A 26,299-nucleotide genomic window follows, 5' to 3' on the forward strand; every position below is an offset into this window, starting at 1 on the left:
CCTCACGCCCGGCCGATATCGCCCTTCAGCCCCTTGCGCAGAAAGATCAGCGCCAGCGCTTCCATGATCAGATGCCCGGCTGAACTGCCATCGAGTGATGGCAGGTCGATGCCGAGGACCTGCGCGATGCCGGCCAGCAGCATGATGGCGGCGGCGATATAGGTCTTGTAGCCGTTGAGAATGTCCATGGTGGTTCTCCGTTTGGGTGGGGTTGATGCGGCGCCGGCCGCGTCACGCGCGGCCTGGCGGATGGTTTTGACGCGGGCCGACCAGCCCTTGCCGAACACGGCAAAGGTGGACAGCCGGGTCAGGAAGCTGAGACGGCGGTCGCACAGGGCGTCGATCAGCCCGGCGGCGCCTTCAAGCGCAATGCGTGTCTTGATGGCATCCAGCGTCAGCGGGCCGATGGCGCCATCGACGCGCACGCCCAGCGCGCCCTGCAGGGTGCGGATGGCCCGATCCGGCCCGGAATTGACGGCAAAATCGAACAGCGCCAGGTCCAGTCCGGCCGGCAATTGATCAGCCCGAACCCGAAGCCAGTAGCCCTCGTGATAGATGCGCGCCGCCTCGGGACGCTGCAGCCCCTGCACGTCGGTCTTGCTGAGGCTCCACCAGGGCGAGACCTGGCGCCAGCGGGCCAGCGTCTTGCGGGTAATGCCCAGATTGGTGGCGCCGCCCGGATCGCTGGGGTGATCGGCATAGCCGCCCTCCTGCTGCAGCACCAGATCGAGACAGATGTCGAACCGGCTTTTAGCCATTGAACTCTCCTCTTGCCGCATGGCCGGCGCCCAGCACCGGGCTGAGCTGGGCAAGCGTGAAGCTGAAAGCGCCGGGCGGGCTGCCGAAATCGGCAAGCTGCTCGGCGTTGGCATAGGTGGCCTGGGGCGCATCGGTTTCGATGACCCGCTTGGCGTTGGCGCCGTCCAGAATGGTCAGGCGATAGCGTTCCGGAACATGCTCCAGTGGTGGCTCGGCAATGCCCCAGCCATCGCCATCGGCCCGGCTGCGCCGCACCCAGCGTATGGCGATATCGCCATTGGCCGCGCGTGCCGCGCGCAGATGCACGGGCGGCAAGGGCAAGGCCGGCGCCGCATCGAGGGCTATGGTCAGGTCCGTCCCGGTGAGGTCGCTGCTGCCGGCATAGACCCGGAAGTCGCGTGTCTCGCCGAGCCAGCCGGGCTCGAGGGCCAGCGTGCCGGCCCGGCTATCGAGCAGCACGGCGCGACGGCCAGGTGACGCCGCGCCGATGGCCGGCCCCGTACCATCGAGCCCGCGCAGCAGGTCCTGCAACCGATAGTGCCCCGGGGCGATCAGCGTGGCGCTGGCAAAGCCAATGACTTCCCAGTCCCCCGCATCGGTCTCCACCGCCAGGCGATTGCTGCCCGCCAGCACGGCCAGCGGCTCAGCTGCGGCCAGATGCCCGGCATGGAGCGTTACATCCACACCCGCCCCGCGATCCCACACCGCCCGCGGACCGGCCTGCAGCGGCGTCGCCAGGCTGCCCAGCACGCCGCGGCGATTGAGCTGCACAATGGTCGCACCGGTGGCCTCGTCCACCAATTGCAGGGGACCGGGCCAGGGATGGGCATAGCCTGCCATCACCAGACGCGACCGCGCCGGCTCGGCTGGCAGTGGCGGCAGGTGCGCCAGCGTCACCAACGGCAGGGCCCGCACGGCCGTGCCGCTGCCGCCCCGCATCAGTTGGTCGGCGCCCACGGCCACCGCCGTCTGGGCCACCAGCGTCTGCGCCGTCACCCGGCGGGTCTGTCCGTCGGTGACTTCGGTGATTTCAAACGGCCCTTCGGCCAGTCCGGCAATGGCCACCAGATCGCCCGGCTGCAGCGCCAATTGGGCTGGCGGCAGCTCAAATTCCAGCGTCTCGCGGCGCGCACCTTGCCCGTCCAGCAGGCGCTCGGCGGCCAGCCGGGCTGAGGCGCTATCGAGCACCAGCGCCACAGTCTCGCCCGCCAGCGGACCATCGGCCTGCGCCATGGCCGTCACCGTGCCCGCCAGATAGTCGCGCTCGCGATCGACAAAGCTCAGCGCCAGCCGCCCCGGCACCTCGGCCGGATCGCCGCGGCGCCGCGACAGTGTCGGACCATCGCCCTGCGCAAGCCTCTCGAGGTGCAGCAGCGTGCTCTGCTGCCGCTGCGCCTGGCCCAGATGCAGCCCGCCGGCAGGGTTGCGTAGCCCCTGCCCTGTCGCAGCGATCAGCGGTTCCAGTGCAGCCCGACCCGTGGTGGCGGTGTTCAACGTGTAGCCGGCGATGAAAGGCAGCGCCGGTTCCGCCGTCAGGCCGACGCCATGCTCGGCCGCAAGGGCCCGTGCCAGCTCGTCACTGGCCATGCCGCCCAGCCGTCCGGTCAGCCAGTGGCCATTGCGATGGTTCACCCCGTCGGACCAGACATCGCGCAGCGCCGGAAAGGCCGGCCAGGGCCGCGCGTCCCAGGTCCAGTGGTAGAGGCGGTCGATATCGACCATGCCGGGCGGGTTATGGGCACTGTCGCGCCAGAATGCCTGCTGCGCCCGCAGCAGCTGACGCTGGATAAGCGGATCGGGCAACCCGCTGGAAAAATACGGGCGCCCGCTTTCGGCGCTTTTGTCGTCGCCAAAGATATTGGGCTGGTTGGCGCCCTTGTCGACCGCGCCGCAGCCCAGTTCGGTGAACCAGATGGGCTTCCCACCAGGCACCCAGGCGGTCGGCGTTGCATCGCGGACGCCGCCGGGCCGGTTATGGTGCGGCTGGCTCCACCAGTTGGCGATATCCTTGAAGCGCCACACCCAGGGCTCGTCATGGGCGCCATCGGTGATCGGCGTGCGGATCTGGTTCAGCCGGTCGGCCGCGCTGGCATAGAACCAGTCGAAGCCCTCGCCCCCGGCAATGTTGCTCTTGAGATAGCCGAGCTCATGCCCGCTGCCCCAGAGCCCGGCGTCCTCATGCTCGGTACCCTCGCGCCAATCGGCCAGCGGCATGTAATTGTCGATCCCCACTGCATCGATATGCGGCGAGGCCCAGAGCGGATCGAGGTGGAAGAACTTCTGTCCTTCGGGCTGATAGCCGGAATATTCGCTCCAATCGGCGGCATAGGTCAGCCTGGTGCTTCCGCCAACCACCCCCCGCACCTCAGCCGCCAGGCCCACCAGCGCATCGACAAAGGGAAAGCTGTTGCCGGCGCCGCGCAGCGTGCTCATGCCGACCATTTCCGAGCCGATGATCAGCGCGTCGACGCCCCCGGCCGCCACGGCCAACCCGGCATAGTGCAACACCATCTGCCGGTGCGCGGCGGCAAAGCTGGCGATCTGCGCCCCCGCTGCCGCAGTCTGATCGGGCGAGCCGGGCCGGCCCGGCGCCGGATCGCCGGTGATCCGCCCCCGCCAGGGATAGGCTGGCTGCCCGGCTCCGCCATGGGGGTTGGGCAGGCCGTTGCCGGTCGGAATATCCATCATGATCAGCGGATAGAGCGTTACCGAGAGCCCCCGCGCCTTGAGGTTGGCAATGGCCGCCAGCACCGCACTGTCGGAGGGCGTGCCGCCATAGGCCGCGCCACCACTATGGCTGGTCACCACCGGCACCGCACCGCGCTCCAGCCCCATCACCGACCAGTCGGTGTCGAGCATGGGCCGGTTGGAACCCTCGACACGCGGGGTGATGGCACAGTGGCCGCAGCGCAGGTCGTCGCCAAACCACGCCACCACCAGCGCCACATGCTGCAAATTCGGGCACAGCGCGGTCAGCTCGTCGATCGACCAGCTCCAGTCGCTGATCTGGGGGAACACATGGGTGTTTTCCCCCGCCGTTTCGCCCGGCCCGACCAGCCGCACCCGGGGCGTCGGGTCATAGCCGAATTCGGTGGCGCCGGGGATCACGGTCACCGCGCGGATCTGGGTTTCGAGATCCCCCACCACCCGGCAGAGTTCCACCGAGAGCTGGGGAATGCGGTTGCCGAAGCGGCTGAGCGGCAGGTTCTCCACCACCAGATAGCAGAGCCCGCGATAGGCTGGCGCAGTGCCCTGCGTCGCCTCGATCAGCCCATCGGGCAATTGGTCCTCGGTGCCGCGATAGAACCGCAGCGTCAGCCCGTCGGGGTTGAGCAACTGCCCATCGGCCCAGATGCGCCCCAAATGCTGCACCGCCCCTTCGCAGAACGCCACGGCAAAGCTGGCGCCCACCTCGTCCTCGGCGGGTTCGCTCCCGCCAAAGCCCTTGGCCCCGGCATTGTCCTGGCGCAGCAATTCGAGTTCGCGCGCCCAGATGATATTGCCCGCCAGCCGGCTCCAGCCATAAAGCCGGGGCACCGCCCCGCCCTCGCTGGAGCCCTGCAGGCGAATGTCGGCGCCACCGCTCGGCGCCGGCTTGTCGCCAAACAGTGCATTGTCGACGGCACTGCCCGCCAGCGCCCCCAGCGCCCGGCCAATGGTGGCGCCAATCGGCCCGCCCACCATGCCGCCAACCACCTGTCCGGCCAGCGAAAGCGCGAGAGTGGCCATTTTCTGTCAGCTCCTGATGGGATCGGGAAAGCAAAACCGCGCCGCGATGCGTCGGGCCCAGGCCTCGCTCAGATTGGCTTCCACCACGCCGAGCCGTTCCTGGGCGTGGATGAAGCGGGTCGGGGCAACCAGAATGCCGCAATGCTTGGGCTCGTGCCCCGCCAGCTGGAACAGCAGCACCTGCCCGGCCGCCAGCGGCCCGGTTTCGGTCAGCAGCAGGCGTTCGGCCGCCGCGCGCAGCGCCCCGGCATTGAGCGGGTCGCGCAGATCGGCGCGATAGGGCGGCACCGCCATCGGCTCGCTGCCATAGAGCGTCCGCCACACCCCGCGCAGCAGGCCCAGGCAATCGCAGCCGGCGCCGATGGTGGCCGCCTGGTGCCGATAGGGCGTGCCCAGAAAAGCCTGTGCCGCCGCCACCACCGCCTCGGCCCTCACTTGACCACCGCCTGGCCATCGAGCGCATCGCCCTGGCGCGGATGGCGCAGCACATAGTCGCTGCCCGGAATATGCGGAAAGCCGCGGAAATTGACGGCATTGGCGAACTTGTCCCGGCAGCTGGCAAAGCGCCGGCCGCACCCCGCCGTGACGCTGAGCGTGTCGCCGACCACCACCCAGTCGCCAATCCGGGCGGCAAAGCCCAGCACATCGGCAGCGCCCAGCCGCGTATGGCTGATCACCGCGTCTGACAGGCCCAGCCGTCGGCCCTCGCTCCAGCGCGCCACGCCAAAGCCAAACCAGCCCTCGGCAAAGCCTTCCAGGCCCGTCACCACGGCGCGATAGGGACCGTCCATCCCGGTCACCGTGGCAAAGCCCTGCAAGACCGGGGTTTCGAGCGCCACGCCGCAGCGCGTGTCGCCGACCTCCGCATCACACAGGCGCTGATAGATCCGGCCATGGGTGGCATTGAGCCCCTGCTGGGCCGAGCGCAGTTCGGCGCGAAACACCCCCTCTTCGCGCACGATCTCGCCAATGGTGTCGCGGCGCAGCAGCAGGCGCTGGCCCGGATCGGCCCAGTTGACCCGCCAGCTTTCCACCACTGCCCCGTCATAGCGCCCGAGCAGGATATCGTCCTCGGTGATGGCCTCGCTGGTCAGAACCCCCAGCACCTCGCTGGTCTGTACCGCCGCGCCCAGCCGCGCCGGCACCGCGCCGCCATCGAGCCCATGGGTCGGCAGATAGTCGGTGCCGGCAAAGCTCAGCCTGCGGTCATGATCGGTAAAGCCCAGCTCCAGCCCGTCGCCGCGGATCAGTTTCCAGCACTGGCACAGCGTGGTTTCAGCCTGCGCAATATGGGTGGCAAAGCCGATATCGAGCGTTCTCATGGCAGGATCTCGACCAGCGGAATGGAGGGCGCCTCGGCCCCGTCAAAGCTGGTCAGTTCCACGTCGAGCCGGTCGGTATCAAAGCGCACCGGCACGTCGAACAGAAACCCGGCGGTTACCGCTGCGCCCGGATCAGGGGGTACATCAAAGCTCACCAGTCCGGTGTTCAGATCCACCACCCAGCCGCCGGGCTGTTCCGCCCCATCCAGCGCCAGCCGCACCGATCCCGCCACCGGCCGGGTGATCGGCCGCAGATAGGGGTCAAAATCGGCGCCATAGCGCTTGGTCAGCGCAAACACCGTCCGCACCCCATCGCCGGTGCCAAGGGTCTGATCGAGCGGGGTCGGCGCAGCGCCACCGCTGGAGAAATCCAGCCCGTCGCGCCACAAGAAACCGTGCAGCCGGCCGCGGCGCTCCTCGAAAAACCCCAGCACCGCCGCCATATCGGCGCGCGATTTCACGCCATAGCCGGCATTGTAGCGCCGCCGCGCATGCTGCCAGCGCCCATTGCGCTGCTCGCCACCGCCCGCCAGCGTCACCACATCGGTGCGCCGCTCGGGCCCACCCCGCGCCCCCAGCGCCACATCTAGGGGAAAACGGACCGGATGAAAGGCCATGATTGCTTCCTTCAAAACGTTCAGTCGTCACCCTCCCCCTTGCGGGGAGGTTGGGAGGGGGGATGGGCGCCCCGATACCCGGGCTCTCACACCCCCACCCGGCCTCCCCCTGAAGGGGGAGGGGCGCGGCCGGTGATTGTCGTAAGAAAGTGCCCCATCCCTGATGCGGTCCCTCCCCCTTCAGGGGGAGGCTAGGTGGGGGCCGCGTCGCAAACTTGATCTAGGTCCCTCGCGATCCGCGCCGCACCGCGCGCAACAGCATGGCGCTGAGCTCGGCCTCGGAAGCCGCAAAGCTGCGGGCGTCGCTGGCGGTCACATTGAAGGTCACATTGATCGCGCCGCCGCCGCCGCTCGCCACACCCAAGCGCCCATCGGACCCGCGTTGCAGCGGCAGCACCGCCTCGGCCCCCGCCTCGCCCATCACGCCCAGCCCCGCCCCGTGCGGGAAATAGCTTGGTGCGGCGATCACCCCGCCTTTGGCGAAAGGGGTGACGCCGCCCAGCGCCGGATTGGTGGCGGCAAACAGATTGCCCACCAGCCCGCCGACCAGATCACCCAGCGGCCGGATCGCCGCTTTGAGCGCAATGTCAGAAAAACTCCTGGCGATATCGCCGAGCAGCGATCTGAACGATTTGCCATCGCTCAGCGCGCCGCGAAATGCCGTGCTGAGCGAGCGCGCCACGCCATCGGCCAGATCGCCAATACGTTCGAGCTCCAGCGATACATCGTCCAGCTCGTCGCGAAAATTGCCGGCAAACAGGTCATCGGCCATCGGGAAAGCGCTCCATCATGGCGGTGAGATCGCTGCGCCCCAGCGGGCCGATGCGCTCACCCATCACCGCGCCCCAGGCGCTGGCCAGTTCGCGCGGCGTCAGCGCCCAGAAATCGCGCGATGGCAGGCGCAGCACGCCCAGCCCGAACGCCATTGCCGCATCCCAGGGAAACGGCGTCATGCTGTCTCTCCAAACGTCGCCTTGAGCAGCCTGGCGGCGATCTCGGCGGCGCCCTTGAGCCCGCCCTCAATGCTCAGCCGCGCCAGATCATCATCGGTGATGGCATTGCCACCGCCGCGCAGCCCGGCGCCCAGGATGGCGGTCAGATCGCTGGCCGATACCCGGCCGCTGGAAAACCGCTCGGCCAGCCCCACCAGATCGCCGGCCTGCAGCCGCGCCTCCAATTCCGCCAGCGCCCCCAGTGTCAGGCACAGCGTCACCGTCTCGCCGCCAATGACGGCATCAATTTCACCCCGTTGGGTAATGGCCATGATCCAATGCTCCAATGTTGCAGTCGGCCTGCCCTCTCCCTTGCGCGGAGGGCAGCGCAGCCGATCCTCAGATCGCCGCAAAGCTGATCGCCCCGGCGCTTTCCAGCGCCAGGTCAAACGTCACCTCGCCGGCGTGATCGCCGGAAAACTCCAGCGCCACGATCTGGAACGGCCCAGTCACCGTGCCGAAATCGGGCAGGATCAGCTGCCAGTCGCGAATGGTGCCGGCAAAGAACAGCGCGCGGATCTGCGCGTCCGACGCGGTGTCCTTGAACACCCCGGCGCCCGACACCGCAGCGCGCTTGACCCCGCCCCCCGCCAGCAATTCACGCCAGCGCCCGGCGCTCTCCTGGTCGGTGGTGTCGACGCTGGCGGCATTGAATGCCAGTGCCCGCGTACGCAGCCCCGCCACGGTGAGAAAACTGCCCGACCCGGTCTGGTCGAGCTTGAGCAGCATATTGCTTCCGCTTTGAGCGGCCATGATCTTCGCCTTTCAGGAAATGGGGCACGAATTCTCAGTCGACACCCTCCCCCTTGCGGGGAGGGCCAGGGAGGGGGGCGGCTGACCACAATTTGGGGGCTCTCACACCCCCTCCCAACCTCCCCCGTAAAGGGGGAGGTGCCGCGCGGTGGTGGTGACACGACCATGCCACCCTCCCTCAAGAGGAGAAGAGAAGCTCGCTGAACACCCGAAGCGCCACCGCCGCCCGGGCCAGGCCGGTATCGGCATCGATCACGCTATCGGTGCGCACATGCCCGATATGGCTCAGCGTTAGCCCCGGCGCCTCCAGCGCCAGCGCCACTGCCACCACCCGAGCGACCATGTCGAGCGCCCGCTGCCGGCTGGGCTGGTCGCCCCAGCAATGCAGCTGCAGGCGATGCTCCTGCCCCGGCGCCAGATCGCCATCGCGGTTGAGCACGTCATGCCGGGCGATCACCACATAGGGCGGAGCCCGGCCGGTTGGCGCGGCGTCAAACACGCCATCGGCGCCGGTGATCGCCAGCAGCGCCGGATCGGCCTTGAGCGCGGCGACCAGGCCCGTCTGCAGCAGGGAAATGGGATGCATGGGCTACCCCGTGAAACTGGTTTCGCTGCAGGCGCAGCTGAGATAGGCCCGACGGCCATTGAGATCGGCGGCGCTGATCACATCAAGATTGCGGCCGCGATAGAGGATGCGGTCACCGGGCTTCAGATCGGTGCGAAAGCGCAGCACCACGGCGTGCGAAATTTCCACCGCGCGGCCATCGGCGCTGGTGCCCTGCCGCCCGCGCAGCGAGCGTACCCGGGCCCACACAGTGGTCAGCGGCACAAACAGCGTACCGTGCCCGCCCCCCGGTTCGCTGCTCATCTCGCGCCGCTTGAGCTGCACCCGATCGGTCAGCGAACCGATGGGCGGAACGGTCTCGCTCATAGCCGCACCCGCTTGTACGCAGCCACCAGCCGGTCAAAGCCCGATGGCACCACCGCGCCCGAGCCGGCCATGATCACCGCATCGCGATGCTCGAACCAGTAACCAACCAGCACCAGCAGCGCCTGGACGATATCGGCGGGCACGTCTTCGACTGCCGTGCCAAAGCCGGCAACATAGTCGATTTCAATGCCCTGCCGCTCGCGCAGCAGCGGCATGCCGGCCACATTGGCGGGCAGCAGCAGCCGGTCCGGCGCGCTCGAAAATTGCGCCAGCGGCACGTCGTGGCCTGCCCCATCGCTGTCATAGGCAGTGATCCCGGTGACGCTGATAAACGGGGTCACCGGCAGTTTCACCATCCGGTTGTCCGGCCAGGCATCGAGCACCACACGCCAGCTCTGCGCCAGTAGCGCCCGTCCGGTCACGCCCTCGAGATGCAGCCGCGCCGCGCCAATCAGCGTGGTGATCAGCCCGTCCTCGGCACTGTCATCAACCTTGAGGAATGCCTTGGCCTGGACAAGCGAAACAGGCTCCTCGGCGGGTCCCGCCAGAAGATAAGACGTCATGTTCTTTGCCTTTTGTTGGTGGGTTTGCGGCACCAAATGGTGCAGTCGAGCTCTCTCCCCACCCGGGTCGCGCCCTGGCGCGCCCGAGTGCAGGCTCTTGTGGGGAGGGTGGCCCCGAAGGGGTCGGGTGAGGGTGTGGCGAGCCCATGAGTTGGACACCCCCACCCTTGATCCCTCCCCACAAGGGGGAGGGAGAGGTTGGCGGTCAGGTGGGCACGACGCCGCCGAAGGGAGGGCCGTCAGCCTGAGTCAGATGGAGTGGAGCGCCGAGCATCGGAGCGCAGCGTACGTTGCAGTACGTGAGCACCGAAGCGCAGGCGCTTCGCTCCAGCTGGCCAGGATCACGGTCCTTACGAGGTGGCGAACTTCAGCAGCTTGATCGCGTCGTAGTCCGCAATGCCGCCACCGACCCTTTTGGTCGTATAGAACAGCACATAGGGCTTGCTCGAGAACGGGTCGCGCAGCACGCTCACCCCCTGGCGGTCGACGATCAGATAGCCGCGGCGGAAATCGCCAAAGGCGATGGAGAAGGCGTTGGCCGCGATATTGGGCATGTCCTCGGCCTCGACCAGTTCAAAGCCCATGAAGCGGGCCTTGCCGTCCGCCGTCGCCGCCGGTTGCCACAGATAATTGCCGTCGGCATCCTTGAGCTTGCGCAGCGTGCCCTGCACCTTGCGGTTCATCACCCAGCTGGCGTTCTGGCGGTAGCCGGCCTTGAGCGCATAGACCAGGTCGATCAGCACGTCGCTGGCATTGCTGGCGGGCAAGGCCCCGGCCGCGCCGGTGGCGATATAGCCCAGATTGCCCCAGCTCCAGCTGGCTTCGGCCACGGCTGTCGCGGTGAGAAACCCCTTGGGCTTGTTGACGCCATCGCCGTTGACAAAGGCCGTGGTTTCCTGGGCCGCAAAGGCCGCGTTGACCTCGTCGGCAATCCATTGCCCGACATCGACTGCCGCATCGTCGAGAAATGCTGCGGTCGCCGCCGGCATGGCATAGAGCTCCATGGTCGGATAGCTCAGCTCGGCCAGGGTCTGCGCGGCGGTAATCGGGCGCGCCGCCGTTTCGCCGACCCAGCCCACCGCCGGCCCGGTCACCGAGATGGGACGTTTATACACCGAACCCGACACCTGCCTTACGCCGGCCAGGGCGCGCATGGGCGACACCGAGGTCATCAGCCGGGTGATTTCGGTTTCGGTTTCCGGCGGCACCACATAGCCGCCATCGGCGTTGACGCCGACGGACAGCGCCTTCTCCTCGCCGCGCTTCACATAGGCGGCAAAGGCCTGCTTGTATTCGCCGTCTGCCTGCACGGCCTTGCCGTCGAGCTGCGGCCGGGCGCGTTCAACCAGGGCGCGGTCCATCGCCGCCTTGTTGGTGTCGAGCACGGCGTTGAGCCGGTCCAGCTTGCCCTCGAGCAGGCCATCGGCGCTGCCGCGCTTTTCAAGCGCGCCCAGGCGCTGGTCATTGGTGGTCTTGAATTCCTCGAAGGCGCTGGAAAACTCGGCGAACAGCGCGGCAATATCGCTCGGCGCGCCGGCCTTGGTTTCAAGCCCGTCACTGGTGGTATCCATGCAAAAATCCCTATCGGTTGCGGATGGTGTGGGTGGCCGCCGCAATGGCGGCGCCGGTGGAAAGGCCGGTGGGCGCGATGCGCGCGTCCTCCAGCATCGGAAAGGTGACGATCGAGATCTCGAACAGCTCGATCTGCCAGAGCTGGCGCACCCCGCCGGCGCGGCTCGCCCGCACGGTGCGAAAGCCGATCGAGAGCCCATCGAGGGCGCCATTTTCGATCAGGCGTTTCAACGCATCGGCGCGCGGCACGCCCGGCACCAGCCGCCCGGCCACGAACAGGCCAAGAGCGTCCTCGCCAATGGCCTCCCAGATGCCGACCGGCTCCTTGGGGTCATGCTGAAACAGCAACCTGATGCGGTCGCGGCGCCTGGCCAGGCTCTGCGCAAAGGCGCCGGCCATCACCACATCGCCGCTGGCGTCGCGCCGGTTGAACAGGCTGGCATAGCCGGAAAACCGCCCGTCAGCATCGATGGCAAGGGCGCTGGTCTTGCCCGCCATCAGCGCTTGCCGGCAGGTTTGCCGCTCGCCTTGCCGGCCGGTCTGGTGCTGGCCAGCGTGCCCGCCAGATTCCAGGCAAATTGCCGGAAGGTCTGCTGCGCATTGGCGCGATTCTGTTTTGTTGCCATAGGTTTAGTCATCCTTCTTGAAAAGGCGATTCAGGCTGGCGATTTCCTGCACGAAGTCGTTGAAGTGTTGATTCACCCGCGCCATTTCGCGCAGGCTCCACACGAGAAGGGCCGAAGCGCCACTGGCCCAGAGAAACAGCGCGAGATGGGCCAGATCGCCCCGCTCGATGACGGTACGTGTGAGTTCGTCCATGGGAGGTGCTCCTGCAAAATGAAAGCGGCCCCGAAAGAGGGGGCCGCGCGGGCAGTTACAATCGCTGACGCTGGAGGTGTATGGCGATCAGGTCCAACCCTGTCGCAAGCGCACCAGGCTGGCCGCTGCAGCCATGCCGCGACCGGACACCTGTGGCGTTCGCATTTTCCGGGCCGCCATGTCGGCGAGAAAAATGGCAACCTCGTCAACGGAAGTGGGCCGCTCCAGCAGCGCCACGAGGACCGGTAGATCGTCCAGGTATGCGTTCCACGTCGGCGGGTTGGACCGCGCGTTGATCGGGTCCCATTCCATCTGTAGAATTTTTCCGACCGCGTTGAGCTTGTCCGCGGTCTTCACAAGCTGCTCTGTTCCAGGCAGAAGGCGCGCCTTGAAGAAGTCGCCGTGTGTCAACACCAGCTGAATTTCGGCCGTGCTCAAGATCGTGTCCGGATACTCTGGCTTCGCCGCAAATTTGCGATCCAGACCCACGGCGGTCTCATACAAGCCGCGTGGAAGTGTCGCCGTCGAAACGATCGTGCAGGACCCACCACCTTCCACCCACTGGCTTTCGCCATTGCGGCCAAATCTTGCTGTTGTCTGTGAGGTGACGTGTCGTGCCCAGAAACTGTCTTCGTCAGCCTCATAGACGAAGAGCAGCTTTTCCTGTCCGCCGGCCGCGATCCCGAAAATTACGTCCCCCACTTGCACTAAATTAGCGCCCCGCACTCTTGAAGACACCGTAGTTCCTCTTCAACCAGATCGGATCAAATCCACCAAGGGTTTCCATCTGTTCCGCGTGGGGTAACCCTTGGATCCCCAGCAACTTCACTGCGCAATCTAGACATAGCATCTTGCCGCCGATGCTGATCGCTCCCGTTGTACCAAAGGTGCCGCCGGATTGGCAGCCACCGGAGAACCCATCGCAACGTGTCCCTGCCGCTACGTGAACACGGTCAATAACCCATTGCCCACCCTCCGGCGTACCTCGGGGTGCTCGCGGCTGATCCGCGCGGTAGCGTCGCTCAAGCTCCTTGACCAGGAGGCCAAGCTTCATCTCGAGCGTGGCAAATCGGACGGCAGCGATCAAAGCGCGCAGCCGGGTTTGCAGAAAGCGCGACATGGTCATGCTCTAAATCCCCAGCATGGCCCGCTTCTCCGCGTCGCTCAGAAACGCCGCATCCCCCACCCGTGCCCACAGCGCCGCGCGGTCTTCGGCCAGGGCTTCCACCCCGTCGAAATCGGGGGTGATGGTGGCGCCGCCAAAGGCCGGGGCCAGCCAGTTGCTGAGGTCCCCGGCCACCCGCAGCACCAGCGGGATCAGCGTGTGCCGCCACAGCGCGCGGTTGGCTTCGGCCAGATTGGCGTAGGTGTTGTCGCCCGGAACGCCGAGCAGCATGGGCGGCACGCCAAAGGCCAGCGCGATATCGCGCGCCGCGGCGTGCTTGGCCTCGATGAAATCCATGTCGCGCGGCGATAGCGCGATGGTCTTCCAGTCCAGTCCGCCTTCGAGCACCATGGGCCGGCCGGCATTGCCCGCCCCGGCGAAATTGGTTTCCAGCTCCTCCTTGAGCCGGGTGAACTGCGCCTCGGTCAGGCTGCCGCCGGCCATGGAATAGACCAGCGCGCCGCTGGGCCGCGCCGCATTGTCGAGCAGCGCCTTGTTCCATTGCCCGGCGGCGTTGTGGATATCGAGACTGGTCTGTGCCGCGTCGAGCGGCGCCATGCCGTAGTGATCGTCGAGCGGATGGAACAGCGCCAGGTGCAGCACGCTGGGCAGCGGCAGTGTCTCCTGCCCCAGCCGCAGCGTCCGCCCGCCCACGCTATAGTCATAGGCCATCGGCCAGCCATCGGCGCCGGCCACCACCTTGACGCGGTCGGGCCGCAGGCAAAACAGCCCGTGCACCGCGCCATCGACCACGCCGGCCTGCAGATAGGCGTTCCCCGCCGTCTGCAGATAGGCATAGATCGCCTCGAGCAGTTCGCCGCCCGATTGCCGCCCATTGGGTCGTGCCAGCAAAGCCAGCAGCGGGTGGTCATCCACCAGTTGGCCATTCTCGCTGACCCGCAGCGGCACGCGATTGGCGGTTTCGGCGATCAGCCGCACGCAGCGATAGACCACCGGATTCCTGGCAAATCCCTGCTGCACCAGGCTGGCAAAGCCGCGCTGGCTCCAGTTGGCCGCCCCCAATTGATTGAGGCTGAGCAGGCTGTGCCCGGCAAAATCCTTGCGTTCACCCGGCGTGTTCAGGCGCCCGCCCAGCAGGCGGTTGATCCAGTTCGGCATGTTTTGGTTCCTTGAACTCTAAAGCCCCCGCACCCGCGGTCGGCCCTCGTTGAGCAGCAGGTCGGTCACCGCCCAGACCAGCGCATCGACGCGGTCGGGCGAGTGGCCGTTGCTCTTGCCATCGCGGCCAAAGCTGCACATTTCGTCTTCCAGCGCACTCAGCCCGGCCACATGGGCCACCAGCCCGCGCCCATAGAGCGCGGCGACCGGTTCGGCGCGCAGCCATTTGCCGCGATTGGCGCGCACCGGCCGCACCGGCACGCTGGGGTCGATCTGGGCGATAACCGAGGCGACCAGATCGCCGCCCTGATTGACCTCCACCACCATGGCGTCGGCCGCATGGGCCTGATACGCCGCCACCGCCCGGCGGGCCCAGGTCAGCGGCGCGGCGGCGCCGAGGGTACAATCCTCCAGCACCACCGCCCCTTCCCCCTGCCGCCCGGCAACGATGATGCCGCAGGCATCCGATCGCGCATGCCCGGTCACCGGCGGGTCCACCGCCACCACAATCCGTTCCATCTCGCCGCTTTCGGGCGGGTGAAACATTGCCCGCTGCCACAGCGCATCGGGCAGATCCTCGATCAGTTCGCCATCCAGCTCCTGTCGCCCGAGCACCGTGCCGCGATAGCGGGCGACGACAGCATTGAGAAATTGTGGTGCGAGCTGCGCCTGATTTTCAATCGTGGCCATGCGCGTCACCACGGTCTGCTGATCGGTCACAAGGCGCTTGAGCAGGCGCGTCGGACGCGGCGTCGTGGTTGCCATTTGCTGGGGTCGGTTGCCGAGCCGCAGGCCAAATTGCAGCATGTCCCAAGCCTCTTCGGCGTGGGGCCATTTTGCAATCTCATCACACCAGGCGGCCGCGAATTGAGGGCCGCGAAACCGGTCCGGATCGGACGCCGAGAGCAGCGTTGCCTCAACCCCGTTGGGCCAGATGAGCGACTGTCCCCTGAGCACGGGGCGCTCGCGCTCAGGATGCACGTTCAGCAATCCGCTTTCGCCCCTGACCATGATGGCGACAGCTTCGGTGATCGTTTCTCCCACCAACGCAATCGGCCCGATCCGCTGTCGGGCCAATCCCCGCACCCATTCGGCCCCCGCCCTCGTCTTGCCAGCGCCGCGCCCACCCATCAGCAGCCAGGTGGTCCAGTCCCCTTGCGGCGGGCGTTGCCTCGGCAGTGCCCACCTGTCCCAATCGTAAAACTGCGCCTCGACCTCATCGTCGGTCTTGGCGGCAACTTCGGCGTCTGACTCAGCGCTGTTTGAACTGGTCAATGCGCTTTGCCAGCTTATCGCGTAGGTCTGCCATGTCCTTGCGTGTCGGCGGCTCGAGATTGCGTTCGGCGGCGCCCATCTCGATCAGCTTGTCGAGCGTCTTGGTCATGGTGGCCAGCACATTGGCCTGCTTGTCGATCGGTTCGTTCACCGCCGCCTCCAATTTTCTGATCTGCTTGTCGAAGACCTTGAGCATGCGCGCCACCAGATCGGCCTTGGTGACGATACGGGCGCGGCAACTCAGCCAGCCCTCACTCTGCCGCCGGTAGCGCAATTGAAACGGGGTAATCCCATGCCGCTTGCAGATCATGGCCGGCTGGAAGAGCCGGCCCTCATACTCCTGGCGAATGAGGGGCCAATTGACCGGGTCGGTCCGAGCCACAGCCACCACCGCTGCGTCCTTGGTCATGACGGTCTCGCTGAAAAATGAAAAAACATCGGCGGGTCCTTGTGACCCAATTTTCCGACTGTGCCATAACCATAGCAGACCAGCGTGACGCGGGGATTAGAGGGATAAATGGGGGTATGTGCGGCGCGAACTTTGCCGCCAATGCCGGTTGGTTGAACGGCCCCCATTGACCCTCCCAAAAGCCACCGGGCCGCGTATTGGCATCCAGCAGACGCTGCAGGCCGCCGCCAGACTTGCGGCTACGGGCATCGCGTGTTGTTGTGCCGCCTGGAGGACCTGGATGACTAGATTTGCATTCGTCGTGGCGGCGCTGATTTCTGGCAGTCTGCTGGTCATGGGCACCGCCTCAACCTCGTCAGGAGAGACCGACGCCTGCAACATCAAGGGCAATGTCAGCACCAGAGGCGAACGGATCTATCATGTTCCGGGCCAGAGATATTACAGCCAGACCCGCATCAGCGCCTCCCATGGAGAACGCTGGTTCTGTTCCGAAGCAGAGGCACGTGCTGCCGGCTGGCGCAGGTCGAAGGTGTAAGACGTCGAAGATGGGTTAGGCCAGCAGAGCCCGCTACCACTGCATACCATCAGCAAGGTGTTGAGCCTGGCCATCCGCTACTCGGCGCTTTGACCCCATTTTCTGCGGTTGGCGCGGTTCCATTTACGTCCCAGGAGCTGCCGATCCGCTTCAGTGACCGGAATGTCAAAATTGGGGTGGGTAGCGGCCAGGCGGCTTTTCGTGCCCGCGGGGCCAAAGCCGCCTCAACTCAATTCACTAATGGAATATCCTGAAAGGCATACTTCCAACCCTAGCCAATTTCTCGTTTCTTGCAGATAGGCCGCTGTTCGCTTCCTTGCTAAGGTCGGATAATGCGACTTCAAGGAGAACTTGCGGTGCTACCTGGCGATCCCAAAGAAAGGCTCATCTTCTGGAAAAAGAAGGCTGGGCAGTATGTCGAGAAAGCCAAGGCCAATGGCGGAAAATACAAAAGAACCGATAGCTGGTATCATGAATATTGCGATGCGCCTTACCTGACATTTGCGTCAGGCGAATATCTTGAGCGTCGCCTTATAGATCAATTTCATAACAACGTCCGCCTGACAGCATCCGGGCAGATAGCTCCCAGAATGGATTTTGCGGAGGACGATGGTCTATTTGCACCTCTGTTTTCACATTTGTGGCTTGAATATGAAGCGAGGGGCGGAACACCGACAGACGCAATCGTGAAAGCTCGTAACGAACTGGATAGGTACTTTCACGTTCGCCCCCCAAGAGGCGCTATCTTGTTTAAGGACTATCCAGAAACGCTTGACAACGTGGTTGTGAAGTTCGGCAAGCGCAAACATATGGAGAATATGCTCACCAAGGGTGAATTGCGGATAACACCTTCAGGTTTCTATTCCCAAGGCAGCCTTCTAAAGGCGATGCAAGACCTTGAGACGCAGCGTGAATTTCATTTGCCGGCCTTAATGAAGTTCTGGAAGGAAAATCTACCATCAGCATCAAAGGCATAAACGGTCAGGTAGTCGATGGCTTCGTTAAGCTGGTTGTCGGATGTCCAGACTACATGTTGTGGTGTGCCTGCCAAGATATTGATCGACGGCTGCCTGAGGATTTTGATGCCGACGCCGCGTTGATAATTCGAAACGTTAGTGCTTTTGTCCAAAGGCTCAGCGACGTTGTCCGCAGCATCTGGCCAAAATCAAAGATTTGGTCCGGCGCTGTAGGGTACTATGACCCATGCTCCCACGTACACTTGAAGCGAAGACCCGAAACGATAAAGCACTTCTCATTTGCTTATCAGAGAGAGTGGCGGACTTGCATATTTCCCCCGGAGGAACAGTTATCGAACGAGCCGGTTGTCCTTGCTCTTGGGTCGCTGGCGGATATCGCCGAGTTAGTTGTGATGCCGCGGTAAATTTGCATTTTTTCCCGGTCAAGCACATCAGACGGCAGCTTTAGGCAACCGAGATGGGGTACGCCAACGTCCGCAATGGGTCGGCAGCGGCTGCGCTGCACGTGAGTGAGATGCACCCTATGACCGTCGGCGCCGCCCGTTCGCTATCGCTTCCCCCTATTCGTACTCCACCCCTCCTCCGCAAACGCCGCCGCTGTCTCCAGCCTCTTTGGGCCACTGCCCCGTCGGCACCGGGCGCGCGCCCGCCATCCGCAAGGTCCGTCCTGAGCACCGGCTGGGCCCCAGCGCCGCACCCCGCGACCGCCCGCGCCCCAACCCCCGCGCCATCAATATCGCACCATGCGATGGCCGGGGTGTTGCTGGGCATGTTGCCCATTTGCGTCACTAAATCCTTGCTTAACCAAGATGATGCACATTGTCTTCACCATGATGGAGGCTTTAGTGAAGACAGTTTGCAGATTGATTATTTCTATGGTGGCCGCGACGGCGGGCGTCTCCAGCGCCAGCGCCGCCGATTTCGGCACCATGTATCCCCCCATTATTGACATCCCCTCCGCCCCGTTTTCGTGGAGCGGGTTCTATGCCGGCGTCTATGCCGGCTATGGCGCCGGGCGCGCCACCAGCACCGGTGTGGCCACCGGGTCGGTCTCTCCCGTCGACGTGGAGGGCGCCCTGCTGGGCGGCACTGTCGGGGTCAATACACAGTTCGACAATTTTGTCGTCGGGGCCGAGGGTGATCTCGCCTGGAGCGGCGTGAAGGGCAGCGCCACCTGCGCTGGCGCGCCTGCTTATGAGTGCCACGGTACGCTGGACTGGGCCGGTTCGGCCAAGCTGCGGGGCGGTATTGCGCTCGACCGCATGCTGGTGTTCGGCACGGCAGGCCTGGCGGTGGGCGGCATCACGGCGTCAACCAACCCCGCTGCCCCTGCCTCTAGCGGCTCATTCTCTTCAACCGTATGGGGCTGGACCCTTGGCGGCGGTGCCGAGCTTGCCGTCACCGATGCGGTGAGCGTCAAGGCCGAGTATGCCTATTACGACTTCGCCACCGTCCAGGCACCGATCAATACCATCGCCAATCTCGGTGCGAGCGATATCAAGTCACACGCGCACATGGTCAAACTGGGCCTCAACTACCGGTTCTGAAGCATCCACTGATTGCTCAGGGGGGTGGGGCATGGCCCCTCCCTCCTGCTCTATGCCAGTGCCGCGCCCCTTCGCCGCCGCGCTGGCAAGGGGCCAAGGTCCTGCGTCCGGGCGCAAGTCTGGCCGCGTGTCAGTCGCCGCAGTGGTCACGCCCGCGCGTGGCGGCCATTAGCGCACCGTCGAGACGGACACAGCCCCCGCCCCGTCACGCAGGCGCGGCCGGATCATGATTTCCACGTCCTGGTCGAGCGCGGTCAGGAACTCCATCAGCTTTTCGACGGAAAACTCATTGAGCTTGTAATTTCTCAGCGCAGAAACGCGGGGCTGGGGAATACCCAGCACATGGGCGGCATCGGTCTGCCTGAGCTTGCGGTCACTGATGATTTTATTGACCGCCATGGCCAGCCGCGTCTTGGTCTGGCGTTCGCCGGCATCAGGGCGCCCGAGGTCTGCGAGCACATTGCTGGTGCCGCGGGTGATGGTATCGGTCACTTTGGTTTCCTCTTCTCGGAGGCTGTCTGTTTCGTCATCTCTTGGTAGTCGGCCTGGGCCTTTTTCAAGCGCTCGGCCACCAGTTCAACATCGCGCCTGTCGGTTTTGATGCCGGCCGGCGATTTCTTCTGGAACGCATGCAGCACATAGATCGCGCCCGCGAATCGGACGGTATAGACCGCGCGATAGGCGTTGCCGTCATGTCTCTCGACAAGTTCGAGAACCCCGGCTCCCTCGCCTTTCCAGGGTTTGGCGTCGGGGTGTTTGCCGCCGAGTTGGGCCACACTGAGCGCATAGCCAATATCGTCGATCACCTCGTCCGGAAACGCCAGCAGGTCGGCCTTTGCAGAGCCAACCCAGTGCACCGGCGCTTCTGCGTTCTCAGGGCCCCTTGCCATGTCCGCTTATATACCAAGTCTGATATAAAACTCAAGCTTGCCGACAAGGGAAATTTCTGGGTGGATTACGGTGTTCAGGCAGGCATGGCTGGAAGCAAACGGCCCCTACCCCTCCTCGGCAAACGCCGCCGCGGCCTCCAGCGTCTTGAGGTCACTCTCTGCCGTCAGCGCCTGGCGCGCCCGCGCCGCGGCGTCGCGCGCCATGGCCAGGGCGGGCTGCTTGAGCGCCGGGCTGGCAAAAGCCAGCGTGTTCAGTCCTGCCAATAGCCGCAGCACCACTTCAATACTGGCGGCGCCGTCGCGGGCAATCGGGCGGAAGGCGTCCTCGATCAGATCGCGCGGGTCGAGCGGCGGTGCCGATACCAGGGCATGGCGCGACGCCGCGGGCGGCTCGATGGGCTGGCGGTCCACCAGTACCCGTACCAGCGTGCCGATCACATCAATGGCAGTGCCGGCATCATTGATGCCGGGCGACAGCGCCTTGCTGGCAATTTCGCTCAGCACCACCAGGCCAAAGCGCGGATCGCTGTAAAAGGTGCGGCTGTCGCCCACCACAAAGGCCCCCACCAGTTCCTCGACCAGCTTTTCGGGCACCACGCCCTCGATCCGCATCAGCGGCCGGTTGGGGGCGACATAGGCGCCCGGCCGCGCCGTGATGGCGATGGTCAGCTGGTTTTCCTGGGCGAGGCGCTGCAGTTCGCTGGCGTCGACATGCTGCACATAGCCCACGCTATCGGCAAATAGCGGGCTGCCCTGCGGCGCCACGAGCTGCAGCTGGCAATCGAAATTGGGCGGGTCGGTGACCATGGCCAGGGCATCGCACGTCGCCTTCTCCACCCGGTCAATGGTCTGGCCGACCCGGCCGATTGCCGAGATCTGGCCGATCCAGCGGATCAGCGCCGTCACCACCAGCACCACCACGCCCAGCGTCACCACAAACAGAAACAGCCGGCCGGCCTCGCTATAGAGCCCGGCTGACAGCCCGATAATGCCGACGATGGAAAACAGGAAGGCGCCGATAAAGACCGAAATCGAGGTCTGGGCGCTGCGGTCGCCGGTAATCAGCGGCATGGCGCGCGGCGAGGTCGAGGCCGAGGCGCTCGACAGCGCGCTGACCATGGTCGAGAGGGCAAAGACCGCCACTGTCAGCAGGCTGGACGCCAGAATGGTCAGAATCGACATCACGCCATTGGAGGGCATGGTGAAAGGCAGGGTTTCGGGGGCAAAGCGCGCCAGAAACCAGGCAATGGCGATGCTGAGCACCGCGATCAGCGAAAACGCCGCCGGCAGGAACCACATGCGCTGGACAAGCTGGCGTAACTGGAATGTGATCTGACTCATCGAGAACCCCCAAACCGGTATAACGCAGGCGCGGGCAAAGGGTTCGAAAATCGTCTGCCCTGCCGCGCGCCGAACGATCAGCTGCGCGGTCCGAACTGGCGCGCGGCCTCCAGGGCCAGCCCCAACCCGACGCTGCCCAGCACATCGGTGCGCACCAGTTCAGCGGCCGGAAACAGCGCGGCGAGGCGCCGGGCAATGGCGGGCACCTGGGTCGAGCCGCCGGTCAGGATCAGGCTGTCGACCTGATCGGCGGTGATCCCGGCCCGCAGCAGCGTTTCGGCAATGGTGTTTTCGATGCGCTGAACCGAACCGGCCAGCGCCTGGTTGAAATCGTCAATTGAAATGGCCGCTGTCAGCAGCTGGTCGCGCACGGCAAATGTTAGCAGAGTGCTATTGGCATCGGAGAGCTCGATCTTGGCGGCCTCCACGGCGCCAATCAGCCGGTGCCCGAGCCGGTCCTCGATCAGCGCGATCATGGTCGCGACGCGCTCGCTGGCCTGCGCCTCGCGCCGCGTACTGCGCAGATCGCGCAGCGCCTGGGCGGTATAGAGCCGGTTGATGCGGTGCCAGGTGGACAGGTCGTGATAGGGCGCCACTGGCAAATGCCGCTTGCCATCCCGGGTCCGCGTGCCCAGCCCCAGTTCCGGCATGATCTTGGCCATCGCCAGCAGCCGGTCAAAATCGGTGCCGCCGACATGCACGCCCGCCGTCGCCAGAATATCGCCGCTGCGATCGCTGGCACGGGCGCGTTGCGGTGAGACCCGGCCCAGCGAAAAATCAGCGGTGCCGCCGCCCAGATCGGCGATCAGCGCCAGTTTTTCATTGCGCACCTGCCGCTCATAGTCGAGCGCGGCGGCAATCGGCTCAAACTGGAACGCGACATGCTTGAACCCCTGCGCCCGCACCGCCTGCTCCAGCTGGGCCTGCGCGGCGGCGTCGGCCACCGGGTCATCATCGATGAAATGCACCGGGCGGCCGCAGACCACGCTGTCGAGCCTTGCGCCCAGTTCGGTCTCGGCCCGCGCCTTGAGCCGGGCGATGAACAGACCCAGGATCTCGATAAAGCCATAGCTGGTGGCCTTGACGCGCGTGCTGTCGCCCATCAGCGCGGTGCCGAGCACGCTTTTGAGCGAGCGCATCAGCCGTCCATCGGCGCCGGAGACATATTCAGCAACGGCCTGGCGGCCGATATGGATGCTGTCATCCTCAAAGCCGAAGAACAGCACGCTGGGAATGGTGGGCTTGCCGTCTTCGAGCGCCAGCAGGTGCGGCACACCATCGGCGCCCACCTGCCCCATGGTGGAGTTGGACGTGCCAAAGTCGAGGCCGCAAGCTTGGGTCATTGCCGGTCATCCACGGGAAAGCCGGCGCGGGCGCCGGGGGATGGCCGTCATAAGGGCTCAGGACGGGCGGTGCAAGCCGGGGTCAGGCGCTCTTTTTTGCGCTTGCGCTCCTGGGCGGGGCGCAGGTCGATGGTCTCGACGCGACCAAGACCCTTGCGCTGCGCCTTTTTCAGCGCGTCCAGCCCGGTCTGGAAGAATTTCCTGTCGTAATTGCCGCGCGGATTGCTAACCGCCAGGCCCATGCTCACCGTGACACCGCCGACATGGCTTTCCTTGTGCGCCAGGCCGAGATGGCGAATGGCATCGTGAATCTTGGCAGCGCTGGCGCGGGCCATCAACACGGGCAGATCGGGCAGCACGATAACGAAAGTGGCTGTGCCCCAAAGCAGGCAGATATCGCCGGGACGGGGCAGGTTCTGCGCGATGGCGCGCATCACGCTGCCAACGCAGTCGTCAGCCGCCGGCTTGCCATAGGCGCCGAGATAATCGTGCATGCGGTCGATTTCGATCACCAGCAGCGACAGCGAAACATGCCCGGCGGCAGCACTGGTCCAGCCCCCGACGAGTGCAGCCTCGATCGGCGCCGCCAGCTTGGGCCGCATGCCCATGGCGCGGGCAATCACCGGCTGGCTCGAATCGGGCTGCGCGTCCCTGGTTGTCGGGCGCAAGGCGCCGAGCGCGGTACGGACGCGCGACCAGAATGGTTCTGCCGGATTCTTGTCGATCACTGTGTCAATCATATCGGCGCCCGTCCTAGGCTTTGCAGGTCTCGTGCACGCTGACATCAATTCACAAGATGGTTAACGGGCTGTAAACAAACCCGCCAGTCCCAGAGTCGCATGCCTTGCTCACCGCCGCGCAACACTGCTGGCATTTGCAACGTCCTAAAGCGCCTCGGGCGGCTCCCATTCGGGCCATTCGACGGCGTGCTCTTCCCAGGTGTCGGGGTCAACGTCGGATTCCAGCATGGTGCGGCCAGACACCGAAACGCCAACATCGATGACGGTTTGCGGGTCGCCCGAAACCAGCGGGTGCCACCAGGCCAGACCCTTGCCCTCGGCGATGCGGCGATAGGCGCAGGTTTTGGGAATCCACTCGATCTCGGTGACGTTCTGCAAGGTCAGCTTGATGCAGTCGGGCACCTTGGACTGCCGATTGGGATAGTCGGTGCAGACACAGCTATCGCCGTCAAGCAATTCGCACCGCACATCGGAGGTGATGATCAGCCCGCTGTCTTCGTCCTCGAGTTTGAGCAGGCAGCAGCGGCCGCAGCCGTCGCACAGCGCTTCCCACTCGGTCTCGGTCATTTGATCGAGGGTTTTTTCTTCCCAGAAGGCCATTTTAATCCGGTCGTGATAAGCAGGAGATCGGTTTGCGCTTGTCTACAAGCATGCGCAATCATATTCCAGCAACCAACTTGCCGCGGCATGGTGGCGTGGACAACACTGCGTGACCGCCATTTGAGGAATTCTGGTGCAGGACCCGTTCTTTACCAAGGAAAAGCGCAAGAAGTCTTCCGGCATGCTGGCGGCCGATGCGTGGCTGGATTCCTCGCTCTACGATTCCGGCCAGTCGTTGGGCCGGGGCTGGACGCGGTTTCAGGATTTCATGTCGATCTTCCATGTCAGCGGCTTCAGGCGGCTGATGGTCGAGATCGTGTCGGATGGGCTGTCGTTTCTGGCCATTGGCTGCGTGCTGATGGTAGCGCTGGCCCTGCCCGCCTTTGACGCCACCGCCACCGGCGAGTTCAACAAGGCCGAAGACTATTCGGTGGTGTTTCTTGATCGCTTCGGCACCGAGATCGGCCGCCGCGGCATTCGCTCGGACGATTCAGTACCGCTGGCCGACATGCCCGACTATCTGATCAAGGCGACGCTGGCGACCGAAGACCGGCGCTTTTATGACCATTTCGGCATCGATGTGGTGGGCACGCTGCGCGCCCTGGTCAGCAATGCCGGCGGCGATAGCGGCACCCAGGGCGGCTCCTCGATCACCCAGCAACTGGCCAAGAACCTGTTTTTGAGCTCGGAACGCACCCTGGAGCGCAAGATCATCGAGGCATTTCTGGCGGTCTGGCTGGAGTGGCACTATTCCAAGGACGATATCCTCAAGCTCTATTTTGACAACGCCTATATGGGCGGCGGCAATTTTGGCGTGGTGGCCGCATCGGACTACTATTTTGGCAAGAAGGTGCAGGATATCAGCCTGGCGGAAGCGGCCATGCTGTCGGGCCTGTTCAAGGCCCCGACGCGTTATGCCCCCCATGTCGATCTGGCCGCCGCCCGTGGCCGCGCCAACCTGGTGCTGAGCAATATGGTGGCGGCGAGCTTTCTTACCGAAGGCCAGGTCACTGCGGCCCGACGCCACCCTGCCACCCCGATTGATCGGGTGGCCGACGCCAATTCGCCAAACTATTTCCTCGATTGGGCCTTTGTTGAAGCCAAGACGCTGATCGAAAGCCATGATCACAGCACCAACAATTTTGTGGTCCGCACCACCATCGACACCACGCTGCAAAAATACGCCGAAGAAGCCGTAATCTCGACCGTGCGCGAGGGCACCGAACGCTATGATGTCGAGCAGGCAGCCATGGTGGTCACCGATACCAGTGGCGCCATTCGCGCCATGGTGGGGGGTGTCGACTACGGCAAGAGCCAGTTCAACCGCGCCATCGTGTCAAACCGGCAGCCCGGCTCCGCGTACAAGGTTTTTGTCTATGCCGAGGCGATGGAGCAACTGGGGCTGACGCCGAGTGACCCCATCACCGACCGCCCGGTGTGTATTGGCGATTGGTGCCCGCAGAACTATGGCCGCAATTACAAGGGCAGTGTCACGCTGGCCAGCGCCTTTGCGCAGTCGCTCAATACCGTGGCGGTGACGCTGTCGATCAAGACCGGCCGCGAGCCGGTGGCGGCGCTCAGCCACCGCATGGGCCTGCAGGCCGATTATCCTGTCACCCGCTCGCTGGCGCTGGGCGTCGCCTCGGTTTCTGTGCTGGACATGGCCTCCTCCTACGCTGTGATGGCCAATGACGGCCTCAAGACGCCGGCCTTCGGCATTACCCGCATGTCCACTCTGGATGGCGAGCCTGTCTATGAGCTTGACCCCAATGCCGCCCGCGAGCGTGTGTTGAGCCAGACCACCGTGGCCAATATGAACTCGATGCTGCGCGGCGTGGTGACCGGCGGCACCGGGCGGCGCGCCGATGTGCCGGGCGTGCCGGTTCTGGGCAAGTCGGGCACTACCTCATCGTATCGCGACGCCTGGTTCTGCGGCTTCACCGGCAATTACGTCGCCGCAGTCTGGTTCGGCAATGACGACTATCACCCCACCAACACCCTGACCGGCGGCACTCTGCCGGCCATTGCCTTTCAGAAATTCATGGCCTATGCGCACACCAATATCGCGATCAGGCCGGTATTCGGGGTCGATTTCGTGCCCGAGCCACCCATGCTGGCCGAGGCCGATGGCGTCGAGGAGACTGTGCCGGAACGCCCGCCCAGCCTGACGCCCGAAGCCGCGCGCAAGTTGGTTATCCTGACCGATCTGTTCAAAGCCGGCCAGGATGAAGGAAGCGTCACCACCCAAGCCAGCGCGCCCCTGCCGCCGGCTATCGAGGAATTATAGGCATGGGGATGAAG

At 64.9% G+C, this 26,299-nt stretch carries 31 protein-coding genes; 4 read left to right on the top strand and 27 right to left on the bottom strand.

Annotation, left to right across the window (positions count from 1 at the left end; translation table 11 throughout):
- Window positions 1-2: 2 nt before the first annotated feature.
- The 21 genes from ABFY71_RS07970 to ABFY71_RS08070 form a co-directional block, all read right to left on the bottom strand.
- On the bottom strand, window positions 3-758 hold the full coding sequence (locus ABFY71_RS07970; protein ID WP_347945473.1) for a glycoside hydrolase family 108 protein: 756 nt from the start codon (window positions 756-758) through the stop codon (window positions 3-5).
- Window positions 751-4,488 (bottom strand): baseplate multidomain protein megatron, encoded by a 3,738-nt coding sequence (locus tag ABFY71_RS07975; RefSeq protein WP_347945474.1) that lies wholly within the window; start codon window positions 4,486-4,488, stop codon window positions 751-753. The genes ABFY71_RS07970 and ABFY71_RS07975 overlap by 8 nt, the downstream gene beginning before the upstream one ends.
- A 6-nt stretch (window positions 4,489-4,494) precedes the next feature.
- A complete protein-coding gene (locus ABFY71_RS07980) occupies window positions 4,495-4,923 on the bottom strand; it encodes an NlpC/P60 family protein (RefSeq protein ID WP_347945475.1) in 429 nt (142 codons plus the stop codon).
- Window positions 4,920-5,810, bottom strand: coding sequence for a DUF2163 domain-containing protein (locus ABFY71_RS07985; RefSeq protein WP_347945476.1), 891 nt, complete (start codon window positions 5,808-5,810; stop codon window positions 4,920-4,922). Before ABFY71_RS07985 ends, ABFY71_RS07980 begins: the two co-directional genes overlap by 4 nt.
- Complete coding sequence (locus ABFY71_RS07990) at window positions 5,807-6,427, bottom strand: phage distal tail protein, Rcc01695 family (RefSeq protein WP_431021517.1); 621 nt, start codon at window positions 6,425-6,427, stop codon at window positions 5,807-5,809. Before ABFY71_RS07990 ends, ABFY71_RS07985 begins: the two co-directional genes overlap by 4 nt.
- Before the next feature lie 220 nt (window positions 6,428-6,647).
- Entirely contained in the window at window positions 6,648-7,199 is a 552-nt protein-coding gene (locus ABFY71_RS07995) for a phage tail tape measure protein (protein WP_347945477.1), read from the bottom strand.
- Window positions 7,189-7,380: a rcc01693 family protein gene (locus ABFY71_RS08000; RefSeq protein WP_347945478.1), complete on the bottom strand. Its 192-nt coding sequence runs from the start codon at window positions 7,378-7,380 to the stop codon at window positions 7,189-7,191. Before ABFY71_RS08000 ends, ABFY71_RS07995 begins: the two co-directional genes overlap by 11 nt.
- Window positions 7,377-7,691 carry a gene transfer agent family protein gene (locus ABFY71_RS08005; protein WP_347945479.1) on the bottom strand — a complete coding sequence of 105 codons (315 nt, stop codon included), beginning with the start codon at window positions 7,689-7,691 and terminating at the stop codon, window positions 7,377-7,379. The genes ABFY71_RS08000 and ABFY71_RS08005 overlap by 4 nt, the downstream gene beginning before the upstream one ends.
- A 67-nt stretch (window positions 7,692-7,758) precedes the next feature.
- Entirely contained in the window at window positions 7,759-8,172 is a 414-nt protein-coding gene (locus ABFY71_RS08010) for a phage major tail protein, TP901-1 family (protein ID WP_347945481.1), read from the bottom strand.
- 178 nt (window positions 8,173-8,350) lie between these two features.
- Window positions 8,351-8,758 carry a DUF3168 domain-containing protein gene (locus tag ABFY71_RS08015; protein WP_347945483.1) on the bottom strand — a complete coding sequence of 136 codons (408 nt, stop codon included), beginning with the start codon at window positions 8,756-8,758 and terminating at the stop codon, window positions 8,351-8,353.
- A gap of 3 nt (window positions 8,759-8,761) precedes the next feature.
- Window positions 8,762-9,103, bottom strand: coding sequence for a phage head closure protein (locus tag ABFY71_RS08020; protein WP_347945484.1), 342 nt, complete (start codon window positions 9,101-9,103; stop codon window positions 8,762-8,764).
- Window positions 9,100-9,666, bottom strand: a complete 567-nt coding sequence (locus tag ABFY71_RS08025) for a head-tail connector protein (protein ID WP_347945485.1) — start codon at window positions 9,664-9,666, stop codon at window positions 9,100-9,102. The genes ABFY71_RS08020 and ABFY71_RS08025 overlap by 4 nt, the downstream gene beginning before the upstream one ends.
- A 350-nt stretch (window positions 9,667-10,016) precedes the next feature.
- Window positions 10,017-11,237: a phage major capsid protein gene (locus ABFY71_RS08030; RefSeq protein WP_347945486.1), complete on the bottom strand. Its 1,221-nt coding sequence runs from the start codon at window positions 11,235-11,237 to the stop codon at window positions 10,017-10,019.
- A gap of 10 nt (window positions 11,238-11,247) precedes the next feature.
- Window positions 11,248-11,736: an HK97 family phage prohead protease gene (locus tag ABFY71_RS08035; protein ID WP_347945487.1), complete on the bottom strand. Its 489-nt coding sequence runs from the start codon at window positions 11,734-11,736 to the stop codon at window positions 11,248-11,250.
- Complete coding sequence (locus tag ABFY71_RS08040) at window positions 11,736-11,864, bottom strand: hypothetical protein (RefSeq protein WP_347945488.1); 129 nt, start codon at window positions 11,862-11,864, stop codon at window positions 11,736-11,738. The genes ABFY71_RS08035 and ABFY71_RS08040 overlap by 1 nt, the downstream gene beginning before the upstream one ends.
- Window positions 11,865-11,868: 4 nt before the next feature.
- The gene (locus tag ABFY71_RS08045; RefSeq protein ID WP_347945490.1) at window positions 11,869-12,057 is read right to left on the bottom strand and encodes a hypothetical protein; all 189 of its coding nucleotides are present in this window, start codon (window positions 12,055-12,057) and stop codon (window positions 11,869-11,871) included.
- An 87-nt stretch (window positions 12,058-12,144) separates the two neighbouring features.
- Window positions 12,145-12,765 carry a hypothetical protein gene (locus ABFY71_RS08050; RefSeq protein ID WP_347945492.1) on the bottom strand — a complete coding sequence of 207 codons (621 nt, stop codon included), beginning with the start codon at window positions 12,763-12,765 and terminating at the stop codon, window positions 12,145-12,147.
- A gap of 4 nt (window positions 12,766-12,769) precedes the next feature.
- The gene (locus ABFY71_RS08055; protein ID WP_347945493.1) at window positions 12,770-13,183 is read right to left on the bottom strand and encodes a hypothetical protein; all 414 of its coding nucleotides are present in this window, start codon (window positions 13,181-13,183) and stop codon (window positions 12,770-12,772) included.
- A 3-nt stretch (window positions 13,184-13,186) separates the two neighbouring features.
- Entirely contained in the window at window positions 13,187-14,341 is a 1,155-nt protein-coding gene (locus ABFY71_RS08060) for a phage portal protein (protein ID WP_347945494.1), read from the bottom strand.
- Window positions 14,342-14,359: 18 nt separating this feature from the next.
- Entirely contained in the window at window positions 14,360-15,616 is a 1,257-nt protein-coding gene (locus ABFY71_RS08065; protein ID WP_347945495.1) for a DNA-packaging protein, read from the bottom strand.
- Entirely contained in the window at window positions 15,594-16,025 is a 432-nt protein-coding gene (locus ABFY71_RS08070; RefSeq protein WP_347945496.1) for a hypothetical protein, read from the bottom strand. The genes ABFY71_RS08065 and ABFY71_RS08070 overlap by 23 nt, the downstream gene beginning before the upstream one ends.
- A 334-nt stretch (window positions 16,026-16,359) precedes the next feature.
- Between ABFY71_RS08070 and ABFY71_RS08075 the strand changes: the two genes are divergently transcribed.
- The 3 genes from ABFY71_RS08075 to ABFY71_RS08085 all read left to right on the top strand — a co-directional run bounded on the left by ABFY71_RS08075 (window position 16,360) and on the right by ABFY71_RS08085 (window position 19,084).
- Window positions 16,360-16,560 (top strand): sunset domain-containing protein, encoded by a 201-nt coding sequence (locus ABFY71_RS08075; protein ID WP_347945633.1) that lies wholly within the window; start codon window positions 16,360-16,362, stop codon window positions 16,558-16,560.
- A 356-nt stretch (window positions 16,561-16,916) separates the two neighbouring features.
- Window positions 16,917-17,537, top strand: a complete 621-nt coding sequence (locus ABFY71_RS08080; RefSeq protein WP_347945497.1) for a hypothetical protein — start codon at window positions 16,917-16,919, stop codon at window positions 17,535-17,537.
- Window positions 17,538-18,400: 863 nt separating this feature from the next.
- Window positions 18,401-19,084, top strand: coding sequence for an outer membrane protein (locus tag ABFY71_RS08085; protein WP_347945498.1), 684 nt, complete (start codon window positions 18,401-18,403; stop codon window positions 19,082-19,084).
- Between the two features lie 168 nt (window positions 19,085-19,252).
- Here ABFY71_RS08085 and ABFY71_RS08090 read toward each other — a convergent pair whose 3' ends face one another.
- From ABFY71_RS08090 to ABFY71_RS08115, 6 genes are all read right to left on the bottom strand, one after another.
- Complete coding sequence (locus ABFY71_RS08090; RefSeq protein ID WP_347945500.1) at window positions 19,253-19,576, bottom strand: helix-turn-helix domain-containing protein; 324 nt, start codon at window positions 19,574-19,576, stop codon at window positions 19,253-19,255.
- Entirely contained in the window at window positions 19,573-19,974 is a 402-nt protein-coding gene (locus ABFY71_RS08095; RefSeq protein ID WP_347945501.1) for a type II toxin-antitoxin system RelE/ParE family toxin, read from the bottom strand. Before ABFY71_RS08095 ends, ABFY71_RS08090 begins: the two co-directional genes overlap by 4 nt.
- A gap of 105 nt (window positions 19,975-20,079) precedes the next feature.
- Window positions 20,080-21,315, bottom strand: a complete 1,236-nt coding sequence (locus ABFY71_RS08100) for a DUF2254 domain-containing protein (RefSeq protein ID WP_347945503.1) — start codon at window positions 21,313-21,315, stop codon at window positions 20,080-20,082.
- Between the two features lie 77 nt (window positions 21,316-21,392).
- Entirely contained in the window at window positions 21,393-22,658 is a 1,266-nt protein-coding gene (locus tag ABFY71_RS08105; protein ID WP_347945504.1) for an Hsp70 family protein, read from the bottom strand.
- A gap of 47 nt (window positions 22,659-22,705) precedes the next feature.
- Window positions 22,706-23,398, bottom strand: a complete 693-nt coding sequence (locus ABFY71_RS08110; RefSeq protein WP_347945505.1) for a GGDEF domain-containing protein — start codon at window positions 23,396-23,398, stop codon at window positions 22,706-22,708.
- 144 nt (window positions 23,399-23,542) lie between these two features.
- Window positions 23,543-23,998 (bottom strand): YcgN family cysteine cluster protein, encoded by a 456-nt coding sequence (locus ABFY71_RS08115; protein ID WP_305583069.1) that lies wholly within the window; start codon window positions 23,996-23,998, stop codon window positions 23,543-23,545.
- Window positions 23,999-24,131: 133 nt separating this feature from the next.
- On the opposite strand from ABFY71_RS08115, the gene ABFY71_RS08120 reads away from it, so the two are divergent.
- Window positions 24,132-26,285 carry a transglycosylase domain-containing protein gene (locus ABFY71_RS08120; RefSeq protein WP_347945506.1) on the top strand — a complete coding sequence of 718 codons (2,154 nt, stop codon included), beginning with the start codon at window positions 24,132-24,134 and terminating at the stop codon, window positions 26,283-26,285.
- The last annotated feature ends 14 nt before the right edge of the window (window positions 26,286-26,299 follow it).

The sequence above is a fragment of the Devosia alba genome, assembly GCF_039938915.1.
In the GTDB taxonomy this organism is placed as follows: domain Bacteria; phylum Pseudomonadota; class Alphaproteobacteria; order Rhizobiales; family Devosiaceae; genus Devosia; species Devosia alba.

What these genes read in the sequence shown, in the direction of transcription:
- ABFY71_RS07970 (WP_347945473.1), bottom strand. Translation starts at nt 758, where the DNA reads ATGGCTAAAAGCCGGTTCGACATCTGTCTCGATCTGGTGCTGCAGCAG.
- ABFY71_RS07975 (WP_347945474.1), bottom strand. Translation starts at nt 4,488, where the DNA reads ATGGCCACTCTCGCGCTTTCGCTGGCCGGACAGGTGGTTGGCGGCATG.
- ABFY71_RS07985 (WP_347945476.1), bottom strand. Translation starts at nt 5,810, where the DNA reads ATGAGAACGCTCGATATCGGCTTTGCCACCCATATTGCGCAGGCTGAA.
- ABFY71_RS07990 (WP_431021517.1), bottom strand. Translation starts at nt 6,427, where the DNA reads ATGGCCTTTCATCCGGTCCGTTTTCCCCTAGATGTGGCGCTGGGGGCG.
- ABFY71_RS07995 (WP_347945477.1), bottom strand. Translation starts at nt 7,199, where the DNA reads ATGGCCGATGACCTGTTTGCCGGCAATTTTCGCGACGAGCTGGACGAT.
- ABFY71_RS08000 (WP_347945478.1), bottom strand. Translation starts at nt 7,380, where the DNA reads ATGACGCCGTTTCCCTGGGATGCGGCAATGGCGTTCGGGCTGGGCGTG.
- ABFY71_RS08005 (WP_347945479.1), bottom strand. Translation starts at nt 7,691, where the DNA reads ATGGCCATTACCCAACGGGGTGAAATTGATGCCGTCATTGGCGGCGAG.
- ABFY71_RS08010 (WP_347945481.1), bottom strand. Translation starts at nt 8,172, where the DNA reads ATGGCCGCTCAAAGCGGAAGCAATATGCTGCTCAAGCTCGACCAGACC.
- ABFY71_RS08015 (WP_347945483.1), bottom strand. Translation starts at nt 8,758, where the DNA reads ATGCATCCCATTTCCCTGCTGCAGACGGGCCTGGTCGCCGCGCTCAAG.
- ABFY71_RS08020 (WP_347945484.1), bottom strand. Translation starts at nt 9,103, where the DNA reads ATGAGCGAGACCGTTCCGCCCATCGGTTCGCTGACCGATCGGGTGCAG.
- ABFY71_RS08025 (WP_347945485.1), bottom strand. Translation starts at nt 9,666, where the DNA reads ATGACGTCTTATCTTCTGGCGGGACCCGCCGAGGAGCCTGTTTCGCTT.
- ABFY71_RS08030 (WP_347945486.1), bottom strand. Translation starts at nt 11,237, where the DNA reads ATGGATACCACCAGTGACGGGCTTGAAACCAAGGCCGGCGCGCCGAGC.
- ABFY71_RS08035 (WP_347945487.1), bottom strand. Translation starts at nt 11,736, where the DNA reads ATGGCGGGCAAGACCAGCGCCCTTGCCATCGATGCTGACGGGCGGTTT.
- ABFY71_RS08040 (WP_347945488.1), bottom strand. Translation starts at nt 11,864, where the DNA reads ATGGCAACAAAACAGAATCGCGCCAATGCGCAGCAGACCTTCCGGCAA.
- ABFY71_RS08045 (WP_347945490.1), bottom strand. Translation starts at nt 12,057, where the DNA reads ATGGACGAACTCACACGTACCGTCATCGAGCGGGGCGATCTGGCCCAT.
- ABFY71_RS08055 (WP_347945493.1), bottom strand. Translation starts at nt 13,183, where the DNA reads ATGACCATGTCGCGCTTTCTGCAAACCCGGCTGCGCGCTTTGATCGCT.
- ABFY71_RS08060 (WP_347945494.1), bottom strand. Translation starts at nt 14,341, where the DNA reads ATGCCGAACTGGATCAACCGCCTGCTGGGCGGGCGCCTGAACACGCCG.
- ABFY71_RS08070 (WP_347945496.1), bottom strand. Translation starts at nt 16,025, where the DNA reads ATGACCAAGGACGCAGCGGTGGTGGCTGTGGCTCGGACCGACCCGGTC.
- ABFY71_RS08075 (WP_347945633.1), top strand. Translation starts at nt 16,360, where the DNA reads ATGGGCACCGCCTCAACCTCGTCAGGAGAGACCGACGCCTGCAACATC.
- ABFY71_RS08095 (WP_347945501.1), bottom strand. Translation starts at nt 19,974, where the DNA reads ATGGCAAGGGGCCCTGAGAACGCAGAAGCGCCGGTGCACTGGGTTGGC.
- ABFY71_RS08100 (WP_347945503.1), bottom strand. Translation starts at nt 21,315, where the DNA reads ATGAGTCAGATCACATTCCAGTTACGCCAGCTTGTCCAGCGCATGTGG.
- ABFY71_RS08105 (WP_347945504.1), bottom strand. Translation starts at nt 22,658, where the DNA reads ATGACCCAAGCTTGCGGCCTCGACTTTGGCACGTCCAACTCCACCATG.
- ABFY71_RS08110 (WP_347945505.1), bottom strand. Translation starts at nt 23,398, where the DNA reads ATGATTGACACAGTGATCGACAAGAATCCGGCAGAACCATTCTGGTCG.
- ABFY71_RS08115 (WP_305583069.1), bottom strand. Translation starts at nt 23,998, where the DNA reads ATGGCCTTCTGGGAAGAAAAAACCCTCGATCAAATGACCGAGACCGAG.